The 18,698-nt window shown below is 32.4% G+C and carries 24 protein-coding genes and 1 tRNA gene; 18 read left to right on the top strand and 7 right to left on the bottom strand.

Annotation, left to right across the window (positions count from 1 at the left end; translation table 11 throughout):
• Positions 1 to 106: 106 nt before the first annotated feature.
• Entirely contained in the window at positions 107 to 463 is a 357-nt protein-coding gene (locus ABLB96_RS08620; RefSeq protein ID WP_348896678.1) for a four-helix bundle copper-binding protein, read from the bottom strand.
• Between the two features lie 473 nt (positions 464 to 936).
• Positions 937 to 1,266: a hypothetical protein gene (locus tag ABLB96_RS08625; RefSeq protein ID WP_348896677.1), complete on the bottom strand. Its 330-nt coding sequence runs from the start codon at positions 1,264 to 1,266 to the stop codon at positions 937 to 939.
• Between the two features lie 452 nt (positions 1,267 to 1,718).
• Here ABLB96_RS08625 and ABLB96_RS08630 point away from each other — a divergent pair, with 452 nt between their 5' ends.
• Positions 1,719 to 2,315 carry a LysE family transporter gene (locus ABLB96_RS08630; protein WP_348896676.1) on the top strand — a complete coding sequence of 199 codons (597 nt, stop codon included), beginning with the start codon at positions 1,719 to 1,721 and terminating at the stop codon, positions 2,313 to 2,315.
• A gap of 50 nt (positions 2,316 to 2,365) precedes the next feature.
• Entirely contained in the window at positions 2,366 to 2,584 is a 219-nt protein-coding gene (locus tag ABLB96_RS08635; RefSeq protein ID WP_348896675.1) for a hypothetical protein, read from the top strand.
• A gap of 267 nt (positions 2,585 to 2,851) precedes the next feature.
• Here the strand turns inward: ABLB96_RS08635 and xseB are convergent, their stop codons facing one another.
• Together xseB and xseA are read right to left on the bottom strand one after the other, a co-directional pair.
• Complete coding sequence (gene xseB / locus ABLB96_RS08640) at positions 2,852 to 3,046, bottom strand: exodeoxyribonuclease VII small subunit (RefSeq protein ID WP_348896674.1); 195 nt, start codon at positions 3,044 to 3,046, stop codon at positions 2,852 to 2,854.
• A complete protein-coding gene (gene xseA, locus ABLB96_RS08645) occupies positions 3,039 to 4,301 on the bottom strand; it encodes an exodeoxyribonuclease VII large subunit (RefSeq protein ID WP_348896673.1) in 1,263 nt (420 codons plus the stop codon). Before xseA ends, xseB begins: the two co-directional genes overlap by 8 nt.
• 264 nt (positions 4,302 to 4,565) lie before the next feature.
• Here xseA and ABLB96_RS08650 point away from each other — a divergent pair.
• Together ABLB96_RS08650 and ABLB96_RS08655 are read left to right on the top strand one after the other, a co-directional pair.
• Positions 4,566 to 4,642: transfer RNA gene (locus tag ABLB96_RS08650), tRNA-Met, on the top strand.
• A 178-nt stretch (positions 4,643 to 4,820) separates the two neighbouring features.
• Positions 4,821 to 5,051: a transposase gene (locus tag ABLB96_RS08655; RefSeq protein WP_348896748.1), complete on the top strand. Its 231-nt coding sequence runs from the start codon at positions 4,821 to 4,823 to the stop codon at positions 5,049 to 5,051.
• A gap of 151 nt (positions 5,052 to 5,202) precedes the next feature.
• Here the strand turns inward: ABLB96_RS08655 and ABLB96_RS08660 are convergent, their stop codons facing one another.
• Positions 5,203 to 5,874, bottom strand: coding sequence for a S24 family peptidase (locus ABLB96_RS08660; protein ID WP_348896672.1), 672 nt, complete (start codon positions 5,872 to 5,874; stop codon positions 5,203 to 5,205).
• A 607-nt stretch (positions 5,875 to 6,481) separates the two neighbouring features.
• On the opposite strand from ABLB96_RS08660, the gene ABLB96_RS08665 reads away from it, so the two are divergent.
• A complete protein-coding gene (locus ABLB96_RS08665; RefSeq protein ID WP_348896671.1) occupies positions 6,482 to 6,871 on the top strand; it encodes a hypothetical protein in 390 nt (129 codons plus the stop codon).
• A gap of 36 nt (positions 6,872 to 6,907) precedes the next feature.
• On the top strand, positions 6,908 to 7,453 hold the full coding sequence (locus ABLB96_RS08670) for a glycosyl hydrolase 108 family protein (protein ID WP_348896670.1): 546 nt from the start codon (positions 6,908 to 6,910) through the stop codon (positions 7,451 to 7,453).
• A gap of 93 nt (positions 7,454 to 7,546) precedes the next feature.
• Here the strand turns inward: ABLB96_RS08670 and ABLB96_RS08675 are convergent, their stop codons facing one another.
• Positions 7,547 to 8,164 (bottom strand): LysE family translocator, encoded by a 618-nt coding sequence (locus tag ABLB96_RS08675; protein WP_348896669.1) that lies wholly within the window; start codon positions 8,162 to 8,164, stop codon positions 7,547 to 7,549.
• Positions 8,165 to 8,657: 493 nt separating this feature from the next.
• On the opposite strand from ABLB96_RS08675, the gene ABLB96_RS08680 reads away from it, so the two are divergent.
• The 3 genes from ABLB96_RS08680 to ABLB96_RS08690 all read left to right on the top strand — a co-directional run bounded on the left by ABLB96_RS08680 (position 8,658) and on the right by ABLB96_RS08690 (position 10,396).
• Positions 8,658 to 8,873 (top strand): cold-shock protein, encoded by a 216-nt coding sequence (locus tag ABLB96_RS08680; protein WP_000072673.1) that lies wholly within the window; start codon positions 8,658 to 8,660, stop codon positions 8,871 to 8,873.
• A gap of 204 nt (positions 8,874 to 9,077) precedes the next feature.
• Positions 9,078 to 9,299: a hypothetical protein gene (locus ABLB96_RS08685; RefSeq protein WP_348898114.1), complete on the top strand. Its 222-nt coding sequence runs from the start codon at positions 9,078 to 9,080 to the stop codon at positions 9,297 to 9,299.
• A 281-nt stretch (positions 9,300 to 9,580) separates the two neighbouring features.
• Positions 9,581 to 10,396 carry a pyrroline-5-carboxylate reductase dimerization domain-containing protein gene (locus ABLB96_RS08690; RefSeq protein WP_348898115.1) on the top strand — a complete coding sequence of 272 codons (816 nt, stop codon included), beginning with the start codon at positions 9,581 to 9,583 and terminating at the stop codon, positions 10,394 to 10,396.
• A 160-nt stretch (positions 10,397 to 10,556) separates the two neighbouring features.
• Here the strand turns inward: ABLB96_RS08690 and ABLB96_RS08695 are convergent, their stop codons facing one another.
• Positions 10,557 to 10,676 (bottom strand): hypothetical protein, encoded by a 120-nt coding sequence (locus ABLB96_RS08695; RefSeq protein WP_348898116.1) that lies wholly within the window; start codon positions 10,674 to 10,676, stop codon positions 10,557 to 10,559.
• Between the two features lie 484 nt (positions 10,677 to 11,160).
• Between ABLB96_RS08695 and ABLB96_RS08700 the strand changes: the two genes are divergently transcribed.
• From ABLB96_RS08700 to ABLB96_RS08740, 9 genes are all read left to right on the top strand, one after another.
• Positions 11,161 to 11,619, top strand: coding sequence for a hypothetical protein (locus ABLB96_RS08700; protein WP_348898117.1), 459 nt, complete (start codon positions 11,161 to 11,163; stop codon positions 11,617 to 11,619).
• Between the two features lie 349 nt (positions 11,620 to 11,968).
• Entirely contained in the window at positions 11,969 to 12,313 is a 345-nt protein-coding gene (locus ABLB96_RS08705; protein WP_348898118.1) for a hypothetical protein, read from the top strand.
• A gap of 89 nt (positions 12,314 to 12,402) precedes the next feature.
• A complete protein-coding gene (locus ABLB96_RS08710) occupies positions 12,403 to 13,509 on the top strand; it encodes a minor capsid protein (protein WP_348898119.1) in 1,107 nt (368 codons plus the stop codon).
• Positions 13,510 to 13,593: 84 nt separating this feature from the next.
• Positions 13,594 to 13,917, top strand: coding sequence for a hypothetical protein (locus tag ABLB96_RS08715; RefSeq protein WP_348898120.1), 324 nt, complete (start codon positions 13,594 to 13,596; stop codon positions 13,915 to 13,917).
• 277 nt (positions 13,918 to 14,194) lie between these two features.
• Complete coding sequence (locus tag ABLB96_RS08720) at positions 14,195 to 14,959, top strand: hypothetical protein (RefSeq protein ID WP_348898121.1); 765 nt, start codon at positions 14,195 to 14,197, stop codon at positions 14,957 to 14,959.
• 1,385 nt (positions 14,960 to 16,344) lie between these two features.
• Positions 16,345 to 16,863, top strand: a complete 519-nt coding sequence (locus ABLB96_RS08725) for an antA/AntB antirepressor family protein (protein WP_348898122.1) — start codon at positions 16,345 to 16,347, stop codon at positions 16,861 to 16,863.
• An 86-nt stretch (positions 16,864 to 16,949) separates the two neighbouring features.
• Positions 16,950 to 17,297 carry a hypothetical protein gene (locus tag ABLB96_RS08730; protein ID WP_348898123.1) on the top strand — a complete coding sequence of 116 codons (348 nt, stop codon included), beginning with the start codon at positions 16,950 to 16,952 and terminating at the stop codon, positions 17,295 to 17,297.
• A 95-nt stretch (positions 17,298 to 17,392) separates the two neighbouring features.
• A complete protein-coding gene (locus tag ABLB96_RS08735; protein WP_348898124.1) occupies positions 17,393 to 17,737 on the top strand; it encodes a hypothetical protein in 345 nt (114 codons plus the stop codon).
• Between the two features lie 272 nt (positions 17,738 to 18,009).
• On the top strand, positions 18,010 to 18,591 hold the full coding sequence (locus tag ABLB96_RS08740) for a hypothetical protein (RefSeq protein WP_348898125.1): 582 nt from the start codon (positions 18,010 to 18,012) through the stop codon (positions 18,589 to 18,591).
• Positions 18,592 to 18,698: the final 107 nt, after the last annotated feature.

The following is an 18,698-nucleotide window of genomic DNA, read 5'->3' on the forward strand; positions in this document are numbered from 1 at the left end:
AGTAGTTATTTATTTCATCTAAAACTTTAACTTTCTCATTGTTTGTTCTTTAAAATTTTAAAACCTACGAACATCATAGATCGTAGGTTTTTAAGTAAACTCGAAATTAAGCACGATACGCCTGACAAGCTTTGGCACATGCTAAACAAGCTTTTGCACATATTTGGCAATGCTCATGTTGGTGTTTACCACATTCAGCTGCGCAAAGTTGGCATGCGCTGGCACATAATTGCATAGCTTGTTCAGCAAGCTCCGAATGTCTTAATTCTAACGATGTACATAGTTGACAGGTTTCAATACAAGTCAAACAGTGTTTAATGCATTCACGCATCATATGCACATGGTCTTCTTGTAAGCATGCAGAAGCACAATGCTTACAAGCAAACATGCATTCAATGCAAGCTTGAATCGAAGTAGATGCTTGACTAAACAGGGAATGATTGGGTTCTTGTGAGCTATTCATTTTAATATTCTCCTTCTGAAAGGCTATTATTAAAAAACCGAATATTGTTATCTTTTTTCATTTTATAAAATCATTTTTCCTATAGGGCATTTTGAAATGAAAGATCTACAAATGCTCAATAAGTAATTAACCTCGTATAAGAATGTTACATGTACTTTTCTAATTAAATTTTTGAAAGATGATGAAGACGGGACAAGAAATTTCGTAAAACAAGATATAAAATTTATTTCGATATAATACTTTTGGCTAATTTTTTATTGCATGAAAAATAGGCAAATTATGTATGTGAACTTTAAGGACACATGTATGGAAAACATTGAACAATACGCTCACGGAGCTGAGCACGAAGTCCATGTACACTGCAAACGATCATTTGGTACCTTAATACTCAGTCTATTTGTATTAATTACAACTGGTCGGTAAAAGAAAAAGCACCTAAGGGTGCTTTTTCTATATATGAGTAATAGGCTTGTTTAAGAACCAGTAAAGCCACGACGTTTTTTATAGGCCTTTCGGTCATAAGAAGGGATATTGGACTTTTGAAGATCAATAGCCAGTTGCTTCTTGCGTTGAAATTGTACTTCACTTAAAAGCGCATCATAGATTTTGGGACGATCAGTTTTAAACGTATCTACATCCAATGGAATCTTATTGTCCTCTTTTACAATATATAAAACAGAGCCATTACCGTTCGTTTCATATATTGTCCAACCAACCCGTACAGTGTATAGGCCGGTTTTTAAATTCTTTCCTAGATATGATTTGAAACCATCAGGATGAGGGCGAACATAAGCATTCATCATGCATCCTCCATCAACTGTTTAACTCGATGAAAGCGGCGATTAATGAATTGATGGGGAACAATACATCTATTCAGTAAAATCACGATTTTCATGTGTATATATATTGATCAATTCTGCAATTTCAAGGTTTTTGGTCTTTCTTTTTATTGCTCAAAATGAAGGAGAGGTAGATTAAAAATTACTCCCATATAAGTCCTTTATTTAAAGAATAAAGACCGATCAAATTGTAGACTAATTTTTAAATTAAGGGAGCCATATCACAATTTGTGTGACGTATTGTGCAAATATAAAATTAAAACAACTTTTAGTGAAACGCGCGTTCACTATTTATTAAGATTCTGATTTTTAAAAATAAAAAATAAGAAAAATATTTCTTGTTACAACGAATTTGTCGACAATATATGATTGTTTTTGACATATTTGCCTTGCGTAATTACTTGAGTTTCTTGCCTATGACGGTGTCATTTTTGTTTATTGGACTTGTAGTCACTATTTTATTGACTCCAGGACCAACAAATACATTGTTAGCCTCAGCTGGTATACAGGCAGGGGTAAGGCAGTCTCTTAAATTGATTCCAGCAGAAGTGGTGGGTTATCTGATTGCGATTACGTCATGGGGTGTTTTACTTGAGTCTGTGTCCCACTTCCTTCCATGGCTTCCAGCACTATTAAAACTGATGAGCGCGAGTTTTATTCTTTATCTGGCTTTTAAACTCTGGATGACATCAACTGAAGATATTAAGTTAGACCGACCACTTATTACGCCAAAAGCTTTATTTCTTGCTACACTCTTAAACCCGAAAGCTTTACTTTTTGCTACGGCTATTTTCCCACATGCAGCGTGGGAAGTACCGCACTTGTATTTTATTCATATTGTTGTCTTTTTATCTCTAATTACCCCAATTGCTTTTTTATGGATTATGTTTGGGACAGTATTAATTTCAAATAAAGTCACTTGGTTAAATCAACGTAATTTACAACGTACAGCTGCATTTATTTTAACTTTCTTTGCAATGCCAATCGGCTATTCAGCGATTAGCTCATTTTAGACCTAACAATTTAATTTATATTAAAAAATTTAATATACAGGAGTTTTTTTATGAAAAGATTAAAAGTCATTATTAAGGATCAGTTTGACAAAGAATCAATTGCTTTAGCAAAAGTTAGACCTATGAACGATCACGCGCTTGAGCTTCATAAAAGCGTTGAACATATTGAAATTAATGATGATATTATTCTTCCTAATATGGATTTACTGTATGAAAATCCAAAAGATGGCAAGATTTATCAATTAATTGGGCCATTCAATGAAGAATAATTCTTAAACTAAGTTTAACAATAAACATGAGCAGAGCTTGTGTCTGGTTTGATCTTAATAAAAGAAGTTTTAGTTTTAAGATGTGATTAAAATTAAGCCAAACTAACGTATAGACACAATTAAAATATTGAACATCGAAATAGGTTATGGGACTATGTTTTTGCAAAAGTGTGACCTAATCCTCACTTTTGTATTTCAGGACTAAGTGGTGTTCACTAAGCCCATTTCTTCAATGAGAAGTAGAAATGGGCTTTTTTTATAGAAAAATTATTCTTTGAACGTCTCATCTAAAGCTTGTTGAACGGCTTCAATACGAGATTTACACGCTTTATAAGCGCTAATCGACTCTTCAACAATTTTCATTAAATTATCAATATCGGGGCTTTCCTGAGATTCAAGTAATTCAGCATTTCGCTTTAAGATGTCATGACCTTCTTTAAAAGATAGCTCTTTATCATTCATTAGGAATTACCTCAGTAATATTAGCTTTAAGAGTGCCATCTTGCATTTCAACTGTAATGGCAGAGCTTGAAATTTGGTGAATAGATCGAATGGCTTTACCTTCTGATCTCACTATTGCATAACCCTTTGCTTGAATTTGCTGCGGATTTTGTAGAAGAATTTCTCTCATAAGAGATTCAGTTTGTGTCAAAGAAAATTTAACCTGTTGCTGTGACACAAATTGAATGCGTTCTTTGAGCTGTTCAACGACCTGTTGTGCTGAATTAAGCTGAGCTTGAGCAGAGGATTTAATATGCTGAAGGTATTGATCACTTTTACTCTGATATGTCGTAATTTGATGCCGTGACAAGAGCTTAATCGTCTGTAGACTGTCTACCGCCTCTTGAACACGTTCAACAATATGATTACGAATACCAGCAATCACTTTACTCGGAGTGTCAAATGAACGGTGCGCAATTTCATCAAGGATAGTGCGATCCTTTTCATGTCCAATACCTACCCAAATCGGTACACTGCGTTTGCAGAGTAGAGCCGCAAGCTCATAGTCATTTAAGTAAGCTAAATCATTAACAGCACCACCACCACGAATAATCACAATCAGATCTGGTGGAAAGCTAAAACTACTGACCCATTGCTTTAATCCTGTTGCAAGCGATTCCATCAAGCTAGTAGCGGCGGTATTTCCCTGAAAAGTAGCGGTTTGATAAACAAAATGACACACATCATTTCTTTCTAAAGCATCGGCATCTTTTTTGAAATCACCTAGACCTGCTGCATTTTGTGGGGCAATGACTAAAACATGGTGTATATCAAAAGGAGTAGGTAATAATTTATTCTTATGAATCAAGCCTTCTTGAGTTAAGCGCTCCACAATTTGTTGGTAGCGTTTTGCAATTTCCCCGAGCGTAAAACTTGAATCTATTTCTTCAATATTGACTGAAAATCCATATTGAGGGTCAAAACGTGCTCTAATTTTAATGAGAACATTTAAATCACTTGAAAGCTCAATTCCCGTTTCTCTTTCAAACTTAAGAACAATTTTACTGGCTGAAAACTTCCATATAGTTGCTTTACAACTGGCAATGACCTTGTCTGTATCGGAGTCTTTTTCTGCAAGCTCTAAATAATAATGTCCACCTTTAATATTTAGATTCCGAATTTCTGCTCTAACCCATACCGGCTCATCAAAGGTCAGGCGTATAACTTCCTGCACAGTGCCGAGATATTCACTAAGGGAGAACTGAGGATCAGACATATAAACTATAAATGTATAAATGATGGGATGAAACTAGATAGTATAAAAGCTATTCAAGCAAGGCAATTGATGTCTATGAATATCGGGTTCTATTTAAAATAAATACAACAATTTAAAGAATTAAAAGTTCAAAATGGATAGGCATATCTAGACTGAATAGATAAAAAGAAAAATTAATAAAAAGATAATTCTTAATAATTACAACCGATTAAAAAATAAAGTTTGCTTTATAAAATATATGGGCGTATAAAGCTTACTTCCAATTGCGGGATGGAGCAGTCTGGTAGCTCGTCGGGCTCATAACCCGAAGGTCGTTGGTTCAAATCCGACTCCCGCATCCAAAATATTATGCTCTGTGATGTACTACTTTTCATGATAGGAATTCATGAAAAGCAATTAGCTTATAAATAACCCTATATCAAGCTAAATATTAAATTCTAGACGAATTGTCCATACCTTAAATCTAGCGTTCTAATTAAATACCGTTAAATCACATGAGCTCAGTAATGAGTGAATACGATTGTGAATATAGTAAATGAGTGGCAAATTGCTACAGCCGTAAATGGCAATGAAATTAATGTGAGAGTCATTCCTCATATCCGTAAGCAAAACTCGCTTGATGGTTATCGTTGGGTTGAAGTTGGAAAGAAAATTCAGCTTCAAACTGGTGAAGAAATTGAGTTGAACCAAGATGGTAAGAGCTTTTATGCTGGCTTTAATCAACTTTATCGTTTAAATACATATTGTTGATAACACTATGGCACTAAAGCGAAAAAACCTATCCCTTTTTAAAGAGATAGGTTTTTTTATGTTTATAGGTTATATAAATAATTAAAATTATAAAAAAGTAAAACCTATGAAAATTTTGAAATTATTATTTTAGCTATATTTAATAACTCAATTAACCTGCTCGCCAGAACTGACGCCCCATCACTTTAAAGTTTTTTCCGTTCTCTTCGGTTACACGGCGGTCTCTAAATTTTTCATTTAAGCTATGCAAAATTAAAGAACCATCTGCTTCTTTAAAAATTTGCTTAATCATTCCTTCGCCAGCGAAATAAACAGCATAAATTTCTCCATCAACGACTTCAGTCTGGGAAATATCAATCCCCACCAGATCTCCATCCTTAATGTAGTCCGTCATACTATCGCCTTTAGCTTTAATAATACGCATGCATTCTTGTGGAACCCGTTTTTCTTTAAAGAACGAAGCAGGAAAAGGGATTTTTCCATTAATTGCATCGAAATGAAATTCGATAGACTCACCTGTACCACAGGAAAAGCTCGCCTCAACCACCGCAATCCATACATATTGATCTGCTGCATCGCTACTCACAACAGTAGGGCTAAATACATCACTTTCCCTAAAAGAATCTTCTGTGTTTCCTGTGGTAAGCCAATATGCGTCTACACCTAAAAACTGTGCAATGAGGGGAAGAAAAGCAGATTTTAAGTTCTTTCCCGATTCTAAAGCTTGATAAGCAGGCTGAGACATTTTTACTGCTTCAGCAACTTCTGCCTGAGTTTTTTTAGCTTTAATTCTTGAATCTTTTAAACGGTCTTTAAGAGCCATAATGATCGCACCAGCTAACTTAAAACAAATATATAACTAAAGTTATATCTAGTAAAACAACTATAGTTATTGACTAGTAATAACTATAGTTATAATATCAGTTATAAGAAATTATTGATAGAACAATGAAAATATTCTACACAAATATATTTTTAAATTTTATCAATAGCTTATATGGAAGTCTTAATTATTCTGCCTCAATGGACGACAGAATATAAAAATGGTGATAGTCGAAGAGTGAACTAAATGGACTATTAAAAACAAAAATTGAATTAAAAAAAGCCCGATTCCGTGGATCAGGCTTAATGTTCGTCGATAAAGGGTATCAAGAACATGGAGAATCTAACAAAGAATTTAATTCGCCACAAAAGTTTCCGATATACGGCAAGGTGTTATCTCAAATTTTTGGTCAAAAACCTACAAGTAAGCCAATTCATTAGTTCTTCAGCTTTGACTTGTTTTTATGAGCGTACCAGAAGCTTTGAAACTAAAGGAGTGATGAGCCTAGAAACCTTGGTATAGCAGAGTGATAAATGAAAATATGAAAAATAACAAGGCGGTCAAGAGTTTCATTTTTCAAGCTTTGTCTTTTAAACAGGATTAAATTATGGAAAAAATTTTAGCAGAAAGTGCATTGGCCACTATGTTTCATCTCTATGGCACCGTCATGATGGTTGCTCTAGCAATTAGTCTTGTTGTCGCGGTTGTTTTAATCATGCGATTTCCACGTTCGCCTCAAGAATGGGTGGTAGGCTTAATCTGCACTATCGTTTCAAGTTTGACTGGTGGCTCATTCATTATCATGAAATGGAATCTGCATGAATGGGTGACAGATATTTGGGGAATGATCACTTTAGGTGGCTTCTTCTTTATTTGTGGATTACCTGGTTGGGCAATTGTGAGATGGATTTTTAATTTCATTAATAAACAGGAAGGAAAAACCATTATTGAAGTCATGAAAGACTTAAAAAAAGCAAAAGATGATATCCAAAGCTGATACTTCATAGGCTGAAATATAGATGAGGGCAATACAATGAATATTGAACAGTATTTAGATGAACTTATAAAACGTGAAGGTGGGTATGTGAATGACCCAAATGATCCCGGGCATGCGACTAAGTTTGGTATTACACAAGCAGTTGCACGTGCATATGGATATCAAGACAACATGGAAAATTTATCTTTAGAGAGGGCTAGAGATATTTATAAAAAGCAATATTGGTTTGAACCGCGATTTGACCAAGTTAATTTGATGAGTGCACCTATAGCTGAAGAGCTGTTCGATACAGCCGTTAATTGTGGTATTGGTTTTACAAAACCACTGTTACAACGCGCTTTAAATTTGTTGAATAGACAAGGCAAAGAAGGTTGGGTAGATCTTATACTCGATGGTGAATACGGGACAGCTACTTTAAATGCTTTATCAATATATATTCAAAAACGCGGTACTGAAGGGGAAAAGGTATTGGTTCGACTTCTTAATATTATGCAAGGTCAGCACTATATTGAGATCACCGAGAAAAACCCAAAGTACGAGCAATTCTTCTATGGCTGGCTGGCGAACCGTATAAGCTTGTGAAAAAGCCAACTTGCTAAAATTGTTTTAAGCATAAATGCGATGAAACGTTTAACAAGTTGGCTTTTTCTTTTTAATGGAGAAACACGTAGGGGCTTATTGAGTAATCAGCAAAATAGCCAGAAGAAAGAAAATACAACCACTCACTTTATTGAGTTTTGAAAAATTATTCCCTGCAAGCATTTTCTCTTTAAAAATCGAAGAAAAGTTGGCATAAACTAAATGAATAAAAAAACCAATTAGGCAAAAAGTTAAAGATAAAACAAGAAACTGATTTAATATTTCTTTTTTAATATCAATAAACTGTGGGAAAAGCGCAATAAAAAACACGATTGTTTTTGGATTAAGCAATGAAGCAAATAAACCTTGATAGAAAAGTTTTGATTTTTTTACCCCTTTCTTGTCATGCTCAGTTTCTAATAAATCTTGAGTCGGAGATTTTTTAATAAAATTTTTATAGCCTAAATACATGAGGTAAAAGGCCCCGATAAATTTTAAGACAGTAAAGATGGTTGGATTACTCGTAATAATAAGTCCCACGCCACTCGCAGAAATCACTGCAATAATGAACATACCAATAATTAAACCACTAATACCAAATAGAGCTGTACGTACCCCGTAATTGATTGAGTTCGTGACTGTAAATAAAACGCCTGGTCCAGGGCTTGATAAAGTAAGAAAAGCAATGGTTATAAAAACTAAAAGACCGTTCACGTTGTTACTTCCTGTTTATCATCAATATGTTAAATGGCATTGTTAGATTAAATCACAATAGTTAAATTGTATACAGACAAGTACGTATATTTTATAAAAAAGTAAGTTATTTTATAAACATGTATAAGTGGGTATTGATGCCATAATTATAGTCGATTTTCACGCAAAAATTTCTTTGTTAAAAATTTAAATATACTTAATTAATATATAAAAAATTATATTTTTTAATTTAAAAATCAATAAATTAGCATTTCTGACGTGGGGTTGTATTTAGTGTGAATTTAATTATTTAAGATATAGATTGCAATTCGTTAGGAAGCGTGTATAGTCAAACGCAACTACAAAAATATTCATGTTCGCCTAAATCTCTCTTTTCGCAGTTTTATTTATAATCCTCCGTGTATTTTTAGATATTTAAGTAAATGTATGTTTTTTAGCTCAATTGGTTTATCCAATAATAAATGATAATTGTTTTAAAAGTTAGGATTAATTTATGTCTAATACTACTGGTACAGTAAAGTGGTTTAACGAAACTAAAGGTTTTGGTTTTATTCAAACTGATGAAGGTAAAGATGTTTTTGCACATTTTTCTGAAATTCAAACACAAGGCTTTAAAGTTCTTCTAGAAGGTCAACGTGTTCAGTTTACTGTGACGCAGGGTAAAAAAGGCCCACAAGCTTCGAATATCACTATTGTGACGAATGCTTAAATTTATATAATTTGATGATTTTATTTGAATTCTTTAGAGCGAATTGCTCAAGTAAATGATCTAAAATTATCAGTGTAGTTAAAAAACCCACTTCTTCCTTTGTGGGTTTTTTTATATGAATAATCAAATAAGTTGATTGTTTGTTTTATATAATATAAAAATCAAACTAATGCTCAATAAGTTAACTTAATAATTGGTATAAAAATGGATATTTGTATTGGTGGTATTTTAAACGGTAAAGTTAGAAAGAATAATGAAAATTGTTTCAGAACAGGAAATCCTCATACACAAGATGTAGTTGAATATCAAAAGCAGTACTTCCATTTAAAGGGGAAGCTCTTGTCATTTTGGGTATGTAATGAGTTAAATTTTCAAGAAGCAGCACGTATAGCTGAAAGTTTCTTGGAAAAGAACAAGGATTTTTGAAGTAAATATTAAATAAAGTAGTTTAAACATGATTAAGCTCTTTTTAAGAAAGAGATAAACTAAAAATATTTTTAATTACATATTTTTAACAATTTGGATTAATTTGTTATCCCTAAAATCATAAGTAAAGGGTACTCTAAGCTCAAGATATAGATTTGTTGTAAAATTAAACTTAACATTCATAAAAATTTATTAAATTTTTATCGTATTAACAATGCATGACTTAAGTCATAAATAATATTTCTTTTTGTAGTATATCTAAAGGAAGGAAATACTTCTCAATGTTGAATGTAGTACAACCAAATATTTGCTTTATTGGCAGTAGTAATCTGTCGTTAGCTTTAATTGGAGGCTTGGTTTTAAAAGGTTTCCAAAAAGAAAAAATTAATCTTATAGAGGAAATTAAATTCGATAATGAAATTATTCTAAAGCAAAAGCAGCATGAGGTGAAAAAGGCAGATATTGTTATTTTATTGCTAGACCCGAAAGATCTAAAAAACATACTTGTGCCATTAAAAAAGTGGCTAGTTGATAAAACTATCGTCTCAATGATGGCTGGAATTAATATCAAACAATTGATGAATATTACTGGTTCAAAAAAAATTATAAGAATTATCTCTAATCCACCTGTATTAACTTATGCCGGTACACATGTGCTGATTGGTTCGGAAAATTTAGAGCCAACAGATAAAGAAGCAATTGAGGAAATTTATTCGGCAACTGGGAAGACCTACTGGGCAAATTCAGAATCGGAAACTGATGCGATTATCGCTTTGTCTGGTTCAGGACCCGCTTACTTCTTTTATATTCTCGACAGTATGGTAAAAACAGGTGTTTCCATGGGGCTGGATAAGCAATTTGCTTTAGATCTGGCTTTGCAAGCTGCTTCAGGTGCTGTGGAAATGGTTCGTAAAAGTAATGTTCAGCCGAGTGAGTTATGTGGCAAGGTGACATTGGCCAATGGAATTACAGAATCTGCATTAAGAATGTTTGAATTAGGAAATCTTTCTGACGACATTCGCTTGGCTTTAAAAGCGGCGTATCATCGTAGTCGGGAAATCAGTGCAGAAATTAATGCAGAGATTGCCACACACTAGTTCTAGTGTAGTGCTCAGTACCTTTCAATTTTGAGATCACTTGTATATGCAAGGTACTTCCCAAAAGATTAACTTGAATTATGTGAGAGAGATAAACGTTTAGTTTATTTCTCTCACTAAAGCCGCCTTACTACTTACTTTTTTGATGTAAAGCTTTAACTTATGGAGTCTGTAGGAAATATTCCCAAATAATAAACCCTAAACCGAACCCTAACATTGAGTAGAGAGTGATAATAAATAATACAAAACTAGCTTTATTTTTCTTTCTTAAAAAACTCATGTTAGCTACCTCGTGTCTCGATGTGACTATCATGAACAAATATCATGTGTAATCATAGATACAGAGTTTTTTTAAAAAAATATAACAGATGTCACGGTTGTTATATTCTGGACTTTAATTAAATTTTTCTTGAAATTGATCGTGTATAAAGACTGCCATATAGAAGGGAGGATTTAACAAAAAGAATGTCAGAAAGAGAGGTTTATATTGATTATTAAATACTTCGATTTAGTCTAATACTTAATAATAATCACTTACAATTGCAAGAAGATATGTCTAATTAATTAAAATTATTAAGTAAATTGTGAAAGGGTTATCTAAATTTTAATTCTTATGTGATTTATTTTGGTGCAATTTTACACAAGACAAGTAGTTTTTACATTGCCATCTAATTTATTTTCACTCAATTACAATTAATCTATCATAATGAGAATATGAATATTTTTTAATTTCAAATGGTTATAATAATATTGAGGAGGAAGAAATGCCAAAGTATTTAGCTATAGCAGATAAAGTATATAAAGAAATTAAAAAAGATAAATTGTTCACGGAAGATACTATTCAAAATCTAAATTGTTTAATAAGTTTGATTCGTAAAGCCATTAAAGGTACCGAATTTAAACTTAAATACAATTTTATAAATTTTGAAGAATGTTTAAATCAATTTAATAAAGAAAAATCAGTACACGTCGATTTAAGCCTGATGCCAAAGCATCAAAATGAAGGGGAGTTTATTTTATGGCTTGCTGGCTTTATTGAACGCATGACTATAGGAGGTAAAGAAAAGCTTCCTCCTATTTCGAACTATATTCCAAAAGGCTTCAGCCTTGATAAGGTTGAAGCTCCTGTAGCTGTTGAGCAAATCAAAGAAGAAAATGCCGAGATGATCATTAACTACTTTAAATCTGAGGACTATATCAAAAATAATAAAGTATCCTCTTAATAAATATAGAAGTGCTTTTCCACCGTACTTCTATATCTGGCTGATAAAAATTCAGCTACCGCCTTCTGGGGCGGTTTTTTATTATAAGTAATACTCAATTGAACATGAGAGTAGTTCTTATAAAATAGTCTTCCATTTTAAAAATTTTATTTATTGCTTAATGGGCCTAATTTAAAATGTCAGAAAATATGGAATTGTTTTTTAAATAAATAATAATTATATAAAAAATAGATATTTGGGGGATATGGCGTTATTTCTGTTGAAGTATTTTTCACATAAAAATAATCTTAAATTACGTATAGAAACGTTTACTAGTACATACTTTCTAAAAAAATAGGAAGATAACGAGATGAATGAGAATGCTGAACTCATTAAATATTTAGATATTGCCGAAAACGTCTATGCAAATATTTATGAAAAGTATCAGATCACCAATAATCCTGTGACGAACTTGAATAGGGTTATGGCGGAAATTAAAAAAGAAGCTGATCAAAACGATTTAAAGTTAAAGTACACTAAAATTGATTTTGAAGAATGTTTAAGTAAACCTCTTTCAGAAAGAGAGATAAAAGTCGATTTAAGTTTGCTTCCTCGTTTTGAGTATAGAGATGAATTTATTTTATGGTTGGCTAATTTTATTGGGAATATTAGTGTGCAGAAAAAATTTATAAAACAAAATTTTCACTTTAATTAACTTGTTATGTGACAAGAGTTTTAATCACTATCTTAGAACTTAGCGATATAAAAAGAACAATAAAGTACGCCTGAGTAGAGGTAACTTCTATGAAGAATATTACTGAAAAATCACTTTTCGATGTGTTTACACAACATCAAGCCTATCTTTATAGGGCATCTTCAAGAACAGTAAATGACATTCTTAAGCTCTTTTATAGTAAAACATTCGATATGCTTGATAAGTTAGAACCTTTACTAAAAGTCTTAGATGAAACGGAAAGATTTACTTTAGCAGGCGGCGAGTACACCACTCATAGTTTAAAAAAAATCCAACGTGTTATTTCGGATTGGTTTATTTCAATTAGCACTGCTGTATCACAAATTTTTACTGACTCAGCTACTTCTCTAGCGATATATGAATCTAAGTATATGGCTAAACTATTTGGCAAAGTTATTAAAGAAGTGAGAGGAGAAGCCTTATATACGTTAATAAAACGAGTTCCCTTAGCAGGTGGGGCTTTGATGGATGAGTCCTTAGCTCAAATGAGTGAAAACACCCTACAAAGAGTTGAATATGCTATTCGTGATGGAATGAATACAGGGATGACTCCCCAGCAGATTATTAAACGTATTAGTGGTACTAAACGCCTTAAATATGAAGATGGGTTACTCAACACTAGCAAAGTCGACATTGAGCGGATTGTGAGAACCTTACGCAGCCATATATCAAATCAAGTCTATTTATATAACTTTAAAAACTTTAATTTTGAATACGTAAGATTTGTGAGTGTGTTGGACGGAAGAACTTCTAAAACCTGCGCAGCAATTGATGGCTCTATTTGGGAATTAAATGATCCAACGAAAAAAGTACCTCCTTTACATCCTAACTGCCGAAGTATTTTGGTACCGGTAAGTAGGGATGGCCGACTTATCGGTAACCGATCTTTTCTTATGGATGAAAGGAAAGTACGAGACATTCCTAAACATGAACGAACTCAGTTAATGGGGTATATAGATGCCAATATTTCCTTTAAAGAATTTTTTAAACTGACAGATAGTTTTTTCCAAAAAGAATGGCTAGGTCCTAAACGTTATAAATTATATAAAGAAGGCCAATTTGATTTTGATAAATTTTTTGACCCTAAAGGGCGACTCTATACTCTGGATGAGTTGAGTGAACTTGATGAAAGAACCTTTAAAATACTTGGGTTGTAGGTGGAATTAGTCAGTAATAACCTTTTAAAACTTAATTTTTAATGCATAAGTTGTTACCCTTGCACGTGAAATTAAGGTGAGATTATGAAATTTATATTCCTCTTTATGAGCGCAATTACTCTTCCATGCTACGCAGCATCACCCACAATGGAAATGCACTATTGTCATCTTGTGAAAAATGCAGCAAAAGGAGTAATGGATGCAAGGCAACATGATGTGCCGGTAATTGAATTACAAGAGATTGCCAGTCATCTTGAAGAAGTAGAGGCGAAGCAGCTTTATCAAGAACTCATTGATACGGCATACTCGTCAAAATTATTTGAAGATCCTTTAATTAAGACAAAAGCTGTTGAAGACTTTCAGTCAGTATGGCATGAAAAATGTTTAGCGAGAAGTTCTGTAAGCTGAGACGTCTATGTAAATCGGGCCTACTCTTAGAGTAGGTTTTTTCTTAAAGCGAATAAAATAAATACCAAGCTGCAGCAGGTTTATAGTAGTTTTAATTTTTATGACAAAATTATTAAAAATTTAGAAATAACAAAGTATTTACAACAAATTAAGTTGTATAAAAGTTCAAAACAGTATTTATAGGAAAAATTTGTATTTTATTTTTACTCTTAATTTAACCTTAAGGCTTGGGCTATTAGATATCGGCTAATGAATACGTATGTTTGGAGAACATACAATGATAAGTCATGAAAGTTTATCTAAAACTTTGAGTAAAGTTCCAGAAGTCACGTTACTGTTCTGGATCATTAAAATTGCTGCTACTACCTTGGGTGAAACTGCCGGAGATGCGCTATCTATGTCCCTAAATTTGGGATATGTCATTAGTACAGCAATTTTCGCAGTGATATTTGCAGTTTTTGTCGGTCTGCAAATTAAAGCCAAGAAATACAATTCATTTTTTTATTGGGCAACCATTATTGCCACGACTACGTTAGGGACTACAATTGCCGATTTTGTTGACCGGACTTTAGGTGTGGGCTATGCAGGCGGAAGTTTAATATTAGTTATTTTATTAGGCCTCTCTCTCTTCGTTTGGTATTTAAGCTGCGGCACAATATCGGTAAAAAGTATCCAATCTGCTAAAAGTGAAGTCTTTTATTGGTTAACCATCATGTTCTCTCAAACATTAGGGACAGCATTAGGTGACTGGACGGCTGATACTCAAGGGTTAGGCTATACGAGTGCTGCGTTAATTTTTGGTACTTTATTACTGGTATTAGCGATCTGCTATTTTTATACCAAAATCTCAAGAACCTTACTATTTTGGTTGGCCTTTGTTCTTACTCGACCACTCGGGGCGGTTTTAGGTGATTTCCTTGATAAACCTATCGCACATGGTGGGTTAGAGCTAAGTAGATTTAGCGCATCTTTCGTCTTGTTTGCTTTTATAGTGGTTTGTTTAATGGTCTTTAAACCTAAGGCAGCACAAACATCTCATTAAACTAATTATCAATTAAAAAGCCACATTATTCTTTTGGGTGATGTGGTTTTTTATGTGAGCGCAAAAGATTAAATGAAGCATCATTTATACTTTTTTCGGACGTAAAAAAGCCCTTGCTCGAAAGCTAAGGGCTTAGTCATTCATTGATCTAGCAATGAACTATATAAGGCTCATCTCATACTGAGGTCAGTATATATGAAAGTGAGTCAATAAAGAAGGTGATCCATAGCAGATTATCTTGAAGAGCAACAAGCCAAACAACTTTATCAAGAACTTATCAAATTCGCATGTCCTTGAAAGCTATTTGAAGCCCCCTTATTAAGTCAAAGGCTATCGAGAACTTTCAAACGACTGAGTATGGACGATGTTTGGCAAAAGGATTAGCGAAAAATATTTGAGGGTGATAGGGAGAAGTAGCTAACTAACGGATACTAAAAAACCACCTATTTTTTAAGCTAGGTGGTTTTTTAATTTTAGAGAGGGAAAAACGAGCTTTAACGAATGATCTTAATTTTGGCTAGACTTTAATTTAGTGCTGTTGAGATAAATAGTTATGACGTTGAGAATTCTACATGCTTATTAAAACTCATGACTAGAATAAAGGTGAAATAATACGATTTAAAAATTTAAATGAGCGTTGTAGCTAAGGAGTAGCTCATTATTAAGTTTAAGTTTTATCGCTCGAAAGAGTGGTAAATTTGTAATTAAATATTTCTTTAAGGAATGAAATTATGCATAAATGAATAATAACTGCGTTATTAATTTATAACTTAGATTATGAATCTAGCTTCATATTAGGTAATAAAAGGTAATACTAGGTAAGTTATAAGTTGGATAATGAATTTTATAATTTATTTAATAACAAAGTTATTCATATAATGAATAATTATGATGTAACAAAATACAGCAGTTGTTTGGTAAACATCTAGTTATTTAAGCACAACTCTTATAAAGTAAAAACCAGAACTCTTCCATATAGAAAACTGTTTTACCAGCTTGTTGACTTTGTGGATAAAAAAAAGACCAAGTACTGCAATACTTGATCTTTTTTGTGGTTCAGGTGGTTTCTCATAACTGCAATCATGAGAGACCTTAATTTCTAACCGCTGCTGACCAGCACAAATTAAGGATACTTAACATGTAAAACGGTTAAAAATTAACTTTAGTAAAGCATGCTTTACTAACTTTAGTTAGTAAATATTAGTCTAGAGGTTTATGTAAGTAAACATTTTGTTTACTTTAGTAAACCTTTGGTTTAATCCACTAAACATTTCGTTTGGTAGGCTTCTCTTTTCCTAATTTATAACTAACTAATAAAATTTATTTTTTCGTTTTATTTCCTTGATTTTGTAGCGTAGCGGAACTCTTTATAAGAGGACTTGCATATGTATAAACCCCACACATTACACAATTCTTTAATTCTAGTTGTGGATGCCATAATTGGTGGAGAGATTCAACCTTGTGTTGATGCCCGCACTTTACATCAATGGCTGAAAAGTGAAGATCTTTTTGCTGACTGGATAAAAAGGCGAATCAAAACTTATCGATTTGTTGAAAATGAAGACTATATTGTTTTTTCGGTAAAAGGCGAAAGACTCTATAGTAGAAAGGCTTATCAGGAGTATTTATTAACACTGGACGTTGCCAAAGAGCTATCAATGGTAGAAAACAATGAGCAGGGGCGAATTGCACGCCGTTACTTTATTAACTGTGAGAAAGTATTAAGGCAATCAGCTTTCCATTTAATAGATCAATTTAATCGAGCTACATTGGATCTTGAGACTTTAACAGACATTGCTTCTAAAGCTGGAAGGACTTTATGTTTGGTTGGTAAGCAACTTAAACCGAAAGCAAAATATAAAGTTGAAGAGTTAAAACAAAAGATGCAGCCACTTTTAATCTAAGCGATTAAAGAAGAAACCACCTTTCGAGGTGGTTTTTTTATATCTTAAATGTTAGATTTTGACCATTAGTAATAAGAGGTAGTTTCATGAAAAGAATAATTTTAATAGGTGTAATTTGTTTTCCTGTACTAGCATTAGCAAAACCAGTTCAACCTGTAAGTGATAGCGAGCATGAGCAAAATTGTAGAAATACAATGGAAATTGCAAATGTAATTATGCAACAAAAGCAAAATGGGATGCCTTTAATAAAGGCATTGGAGGCTAATGATTATGCATTCAAAAAGAACCCTGATAAAAATATGCAAAAGATAATTAACTTAATTACACGTGATGCTTATGAACAACCAAGTTATTCAACACCTTCAATAAAACAGGAGCAGTTAAATGAATTTTCTGCTAAATATTATTTAGGTTGTATGGCACTGTATGAGTAAAAGAGATATTCATTAATTGTGGGTGATAAGTTCAGGTATAATTTTTAGGGTGTAAATATGAAAAATTCAACTCTACAAAATTTGTGGGAAGTAATATGAAAAAGCTTTTATATTTAGCTATATCTACATTTATTTCTACCCAAACTTTTGCTAATGAGCCACTCACAACTGATAAAATAGTTGAGAAATGCTCAGGGTTTGCGGAGGTGACGGAATCTGCAGTACAAGCTAGGCAAAAAGGCATCCCTGCTGCACATATGTACAAATCACTAATCAATAAAGATAAAAATACACAAGCCATGTTAAAACTTGCGCTTGATGGAGCATACAAAACACCTTTGGGAAGATCTAAGGAGGAAAAAGAAACTATAATTCTTTCATACACAAATGAAACTTTTAACGATTGTATGAAATTTCTTACTGAATATAGTGGGAAATAGAAGTTATAAAAATAGGATTAAAGCACCCTAGGGTGGTTTAGCCAACCGATTCACTGCTGCTTGAATAATATCAAGTAAAAGTTTTTTAGGACCTTTGCGGTCAGCAATAGCTTTATTATAAATCCTCTTTAAAAAATAAATTTATTGATTTATATACTAAAGGCTAGTATAAAGTGCTCCCATGTGAGGGTAGATTAAATTTAATCTTGTAAAACCTTATGAATAATAATAGCTATGTTAATTTAAAATGGGTTCATCTAAGAATACAATATATGAAAAGTACAGTTTTAAAAATTGAAGAAGCAGGAATATGGCTTGTAACTTATCTAGGAGCTATATTAGTTTTTTTTTGTATTGTTGCATTATTTGGAGAAAAAGTTAAAAATTTTTTTGAAAGCAGAAGTAAGGTGAAGGCTCTTTCTGATAATGATTTTAATTATGTTTCAAGTACTTATGGTGAAACTAATAATTCGTATGTATATATAAATAATATTTTAGATTTTCTTAACTCTTATATTCCAAGTAATATCTTAATTTTATTGTTCCTAGGAATTATTTATTTTTTATATTTGCTTACAGTAGGTTATATAAAAAATATTAAACCTAATAGAAATAGTTATTTAATATATTTTTCGAATGCACTAGCATCTATTGCTTCTGGGGTTTGTTCTTTAATGTTCTTTATTACCTCAACATTAATTATTTCAACTGTATTTATTGTAAGTGTAGGAATGCTTTCAAGTAATATATTCTTATTTGTACTTTGCTTTACTATCATATATATAACACTTACTATTTTTATATTTTTCGTTGATAAATCTCTGTCGGAAGCTGTGAATAAAAGTGTACGTTAAATTACTATAATAAATAAATTCTAACGGTTAGAATAAAAACTAACTGTTAGAACTATTTTTTTAGTTTATAGTAAAAATTTACTTTATAAAGACGGCTTACATGATTT

The organism is Acinetobacter sp. XH1741 (assembly GCF_041021895.1).
GTDB lineage: Bacteria > Pseudomonadota > Gammaproteobacteria > Pseudomonadales > Moraxellaceae > Acinetobacter.

Bases quoted from the DNA above. Each gene is read 5' to 3' on its own strand.
- ABLB96_RS08620 (WP_348896678.1), bottom strand. From the start codon at position 463: ATGAATAGCTCACAAGAACCCAATCATTCCCTGTTTAGTCAAGCATCT.
- ABLB96_RS08625 (WP_348896677.1), bottom strand. From the start codon at position 1,266: ATGATGAATGCTTATGTTCGCCCTCATCCTGATGGTTTCAAATCATAT.
- ABLB96_RS08630 (WP_348896676.1), top strand. From the start codon at position 1,719: ATGACGGTGTCATTTTTGTTTATTGGACTTGTAGTCACTATTTTATTG.
- ABLB96_RS08635 (WP_348896675.1), top strand. From the start codon at position 2,366: ATGAAAAGATTAAAAGTCATTATTAAGGATCAGTTTGACAAAGAATCA.
- xseB (WP_348896674.1), bottom strand. From the start codon at position 3,046: ATGAATGATAAAGAGCTATCTTTTAAAGAAGGTCATGACATCTTAAAG.
- xseA (WP_348896673.1), bottom strand. From the start codon at position 4,301: ATGTCTGATCCTCAGTTCTCCCTTAGTGAATATCTCGGCACTGTGCAG.
- ABLB96_RS08660 (WP_348896672.1), bottom strand. From the start codon at position 5,874: ATGGCTCTTAAAGACCGTTTAAAAGATTCAAGAATTAAAGCTAAAAAA.
- ABLB96_RS08665 (WP_348896671.1), top strand. From the start codon at position 6,482: ATGGAAAAAATTTTAGCAGAAAGTGCATTGGCCACTATGTTTCATCTC.
- ABLB96_RS08670 (WP_348896670.1), top strand. From the start codon at position 6,908: ATGAATATTGAACAGTATTTAGATGAACTTATAAAACGTGAAGGTGGG.
- ABLB96_RS08680 (WP_000072673.1), top strand. From the start codon at position 8,658: ATGTCTAATACTACTGGTACAGTAAAGTGGTTTAACGAAACTAAAGGT.
- ABLB96_RS08685 (WP_348898114.1), top strand. From the start codon at position 9,078: ATGGATATTTGTATTGGTGGTATTTTAAACGGTAAAGTTAGAAAGAAT.
- ABLB96_RS08690 (WP_348898115.1), top strand. From the start codon at position 9,581: ATGTTGAATGTAGTACAACCAAATATTTGCTTTATTGGCAGTAGTAAT.
- ABLB96_RS08695 (WP_348898116.1), bottom strand. From the start codon at position 10,676: ATGAGTTTTTTAAGAAAGAAAAATAAAGCTAGTTTTGTATTATTTATT.
- ABLB96_RS08700 (WP_348898117.1), top strand. From the start codon at position 11,161: ATGCCAAAGTATTTAGCTATAGCAGATAAAGTATATAAAGAAATTAAA.
- ABLB96_RS08705 (WP_348898118.1), top strand. From the start codon at position 11,969: ATGAATGAGAATGCTGAACTCATTAAATATTTAGATATTGCCGAAAAC.
- ABLB96_RS08710 (WP_348898119.1), top strand. From the start codon at position 12,403: ATGAAGAATATTACTGAAAAATCACTTTTCGATGTGTTTACACAACAT.
- ABLB96_RS08715 (WP_348898120.1), top strand. From the start codon at position 13,594: ATGAAATTTATATTCCTCTTTATGAGCGCAATTACTCTTCCATGCTAC.
- ABLB96_RS08720 (WP_348898121.1), top strand. From the start codon at position 14,195: ATGATAAGTCATGAAAGTTTATCTAAAACTTTGAGTAAAGTTCCAGAA.
- ABLB96_RS08725 (WP_348898122.1), top strand. From the start codon at position 16,345: ATGTATAAACCCCACACATTACACAATTCTTTAATTCTAGTTGTGGAT.
- ABLB96_RS08730 (WP_348898123.1), top strand. From the start codon at position 16,950: ATGAAAAGAATAATTTTAATAGGTGTAATTTGTTTTCCTGTACTAGCA.
- ABLB96_RS08735 (WP_348898124.1), top strand. From the start codon at position 17,393: ATGAAAAAGCTTTTATATTTAGCTATATCTACATTTATTTCTACCCAA.
- ABLB96_RS08740 (WP_348898125.1), top strand. From the start codon at position 18,010: ATGAAAAGTACAGTTTTAAAAATTGAAGAAGCAGGAATATGGCTTGTA.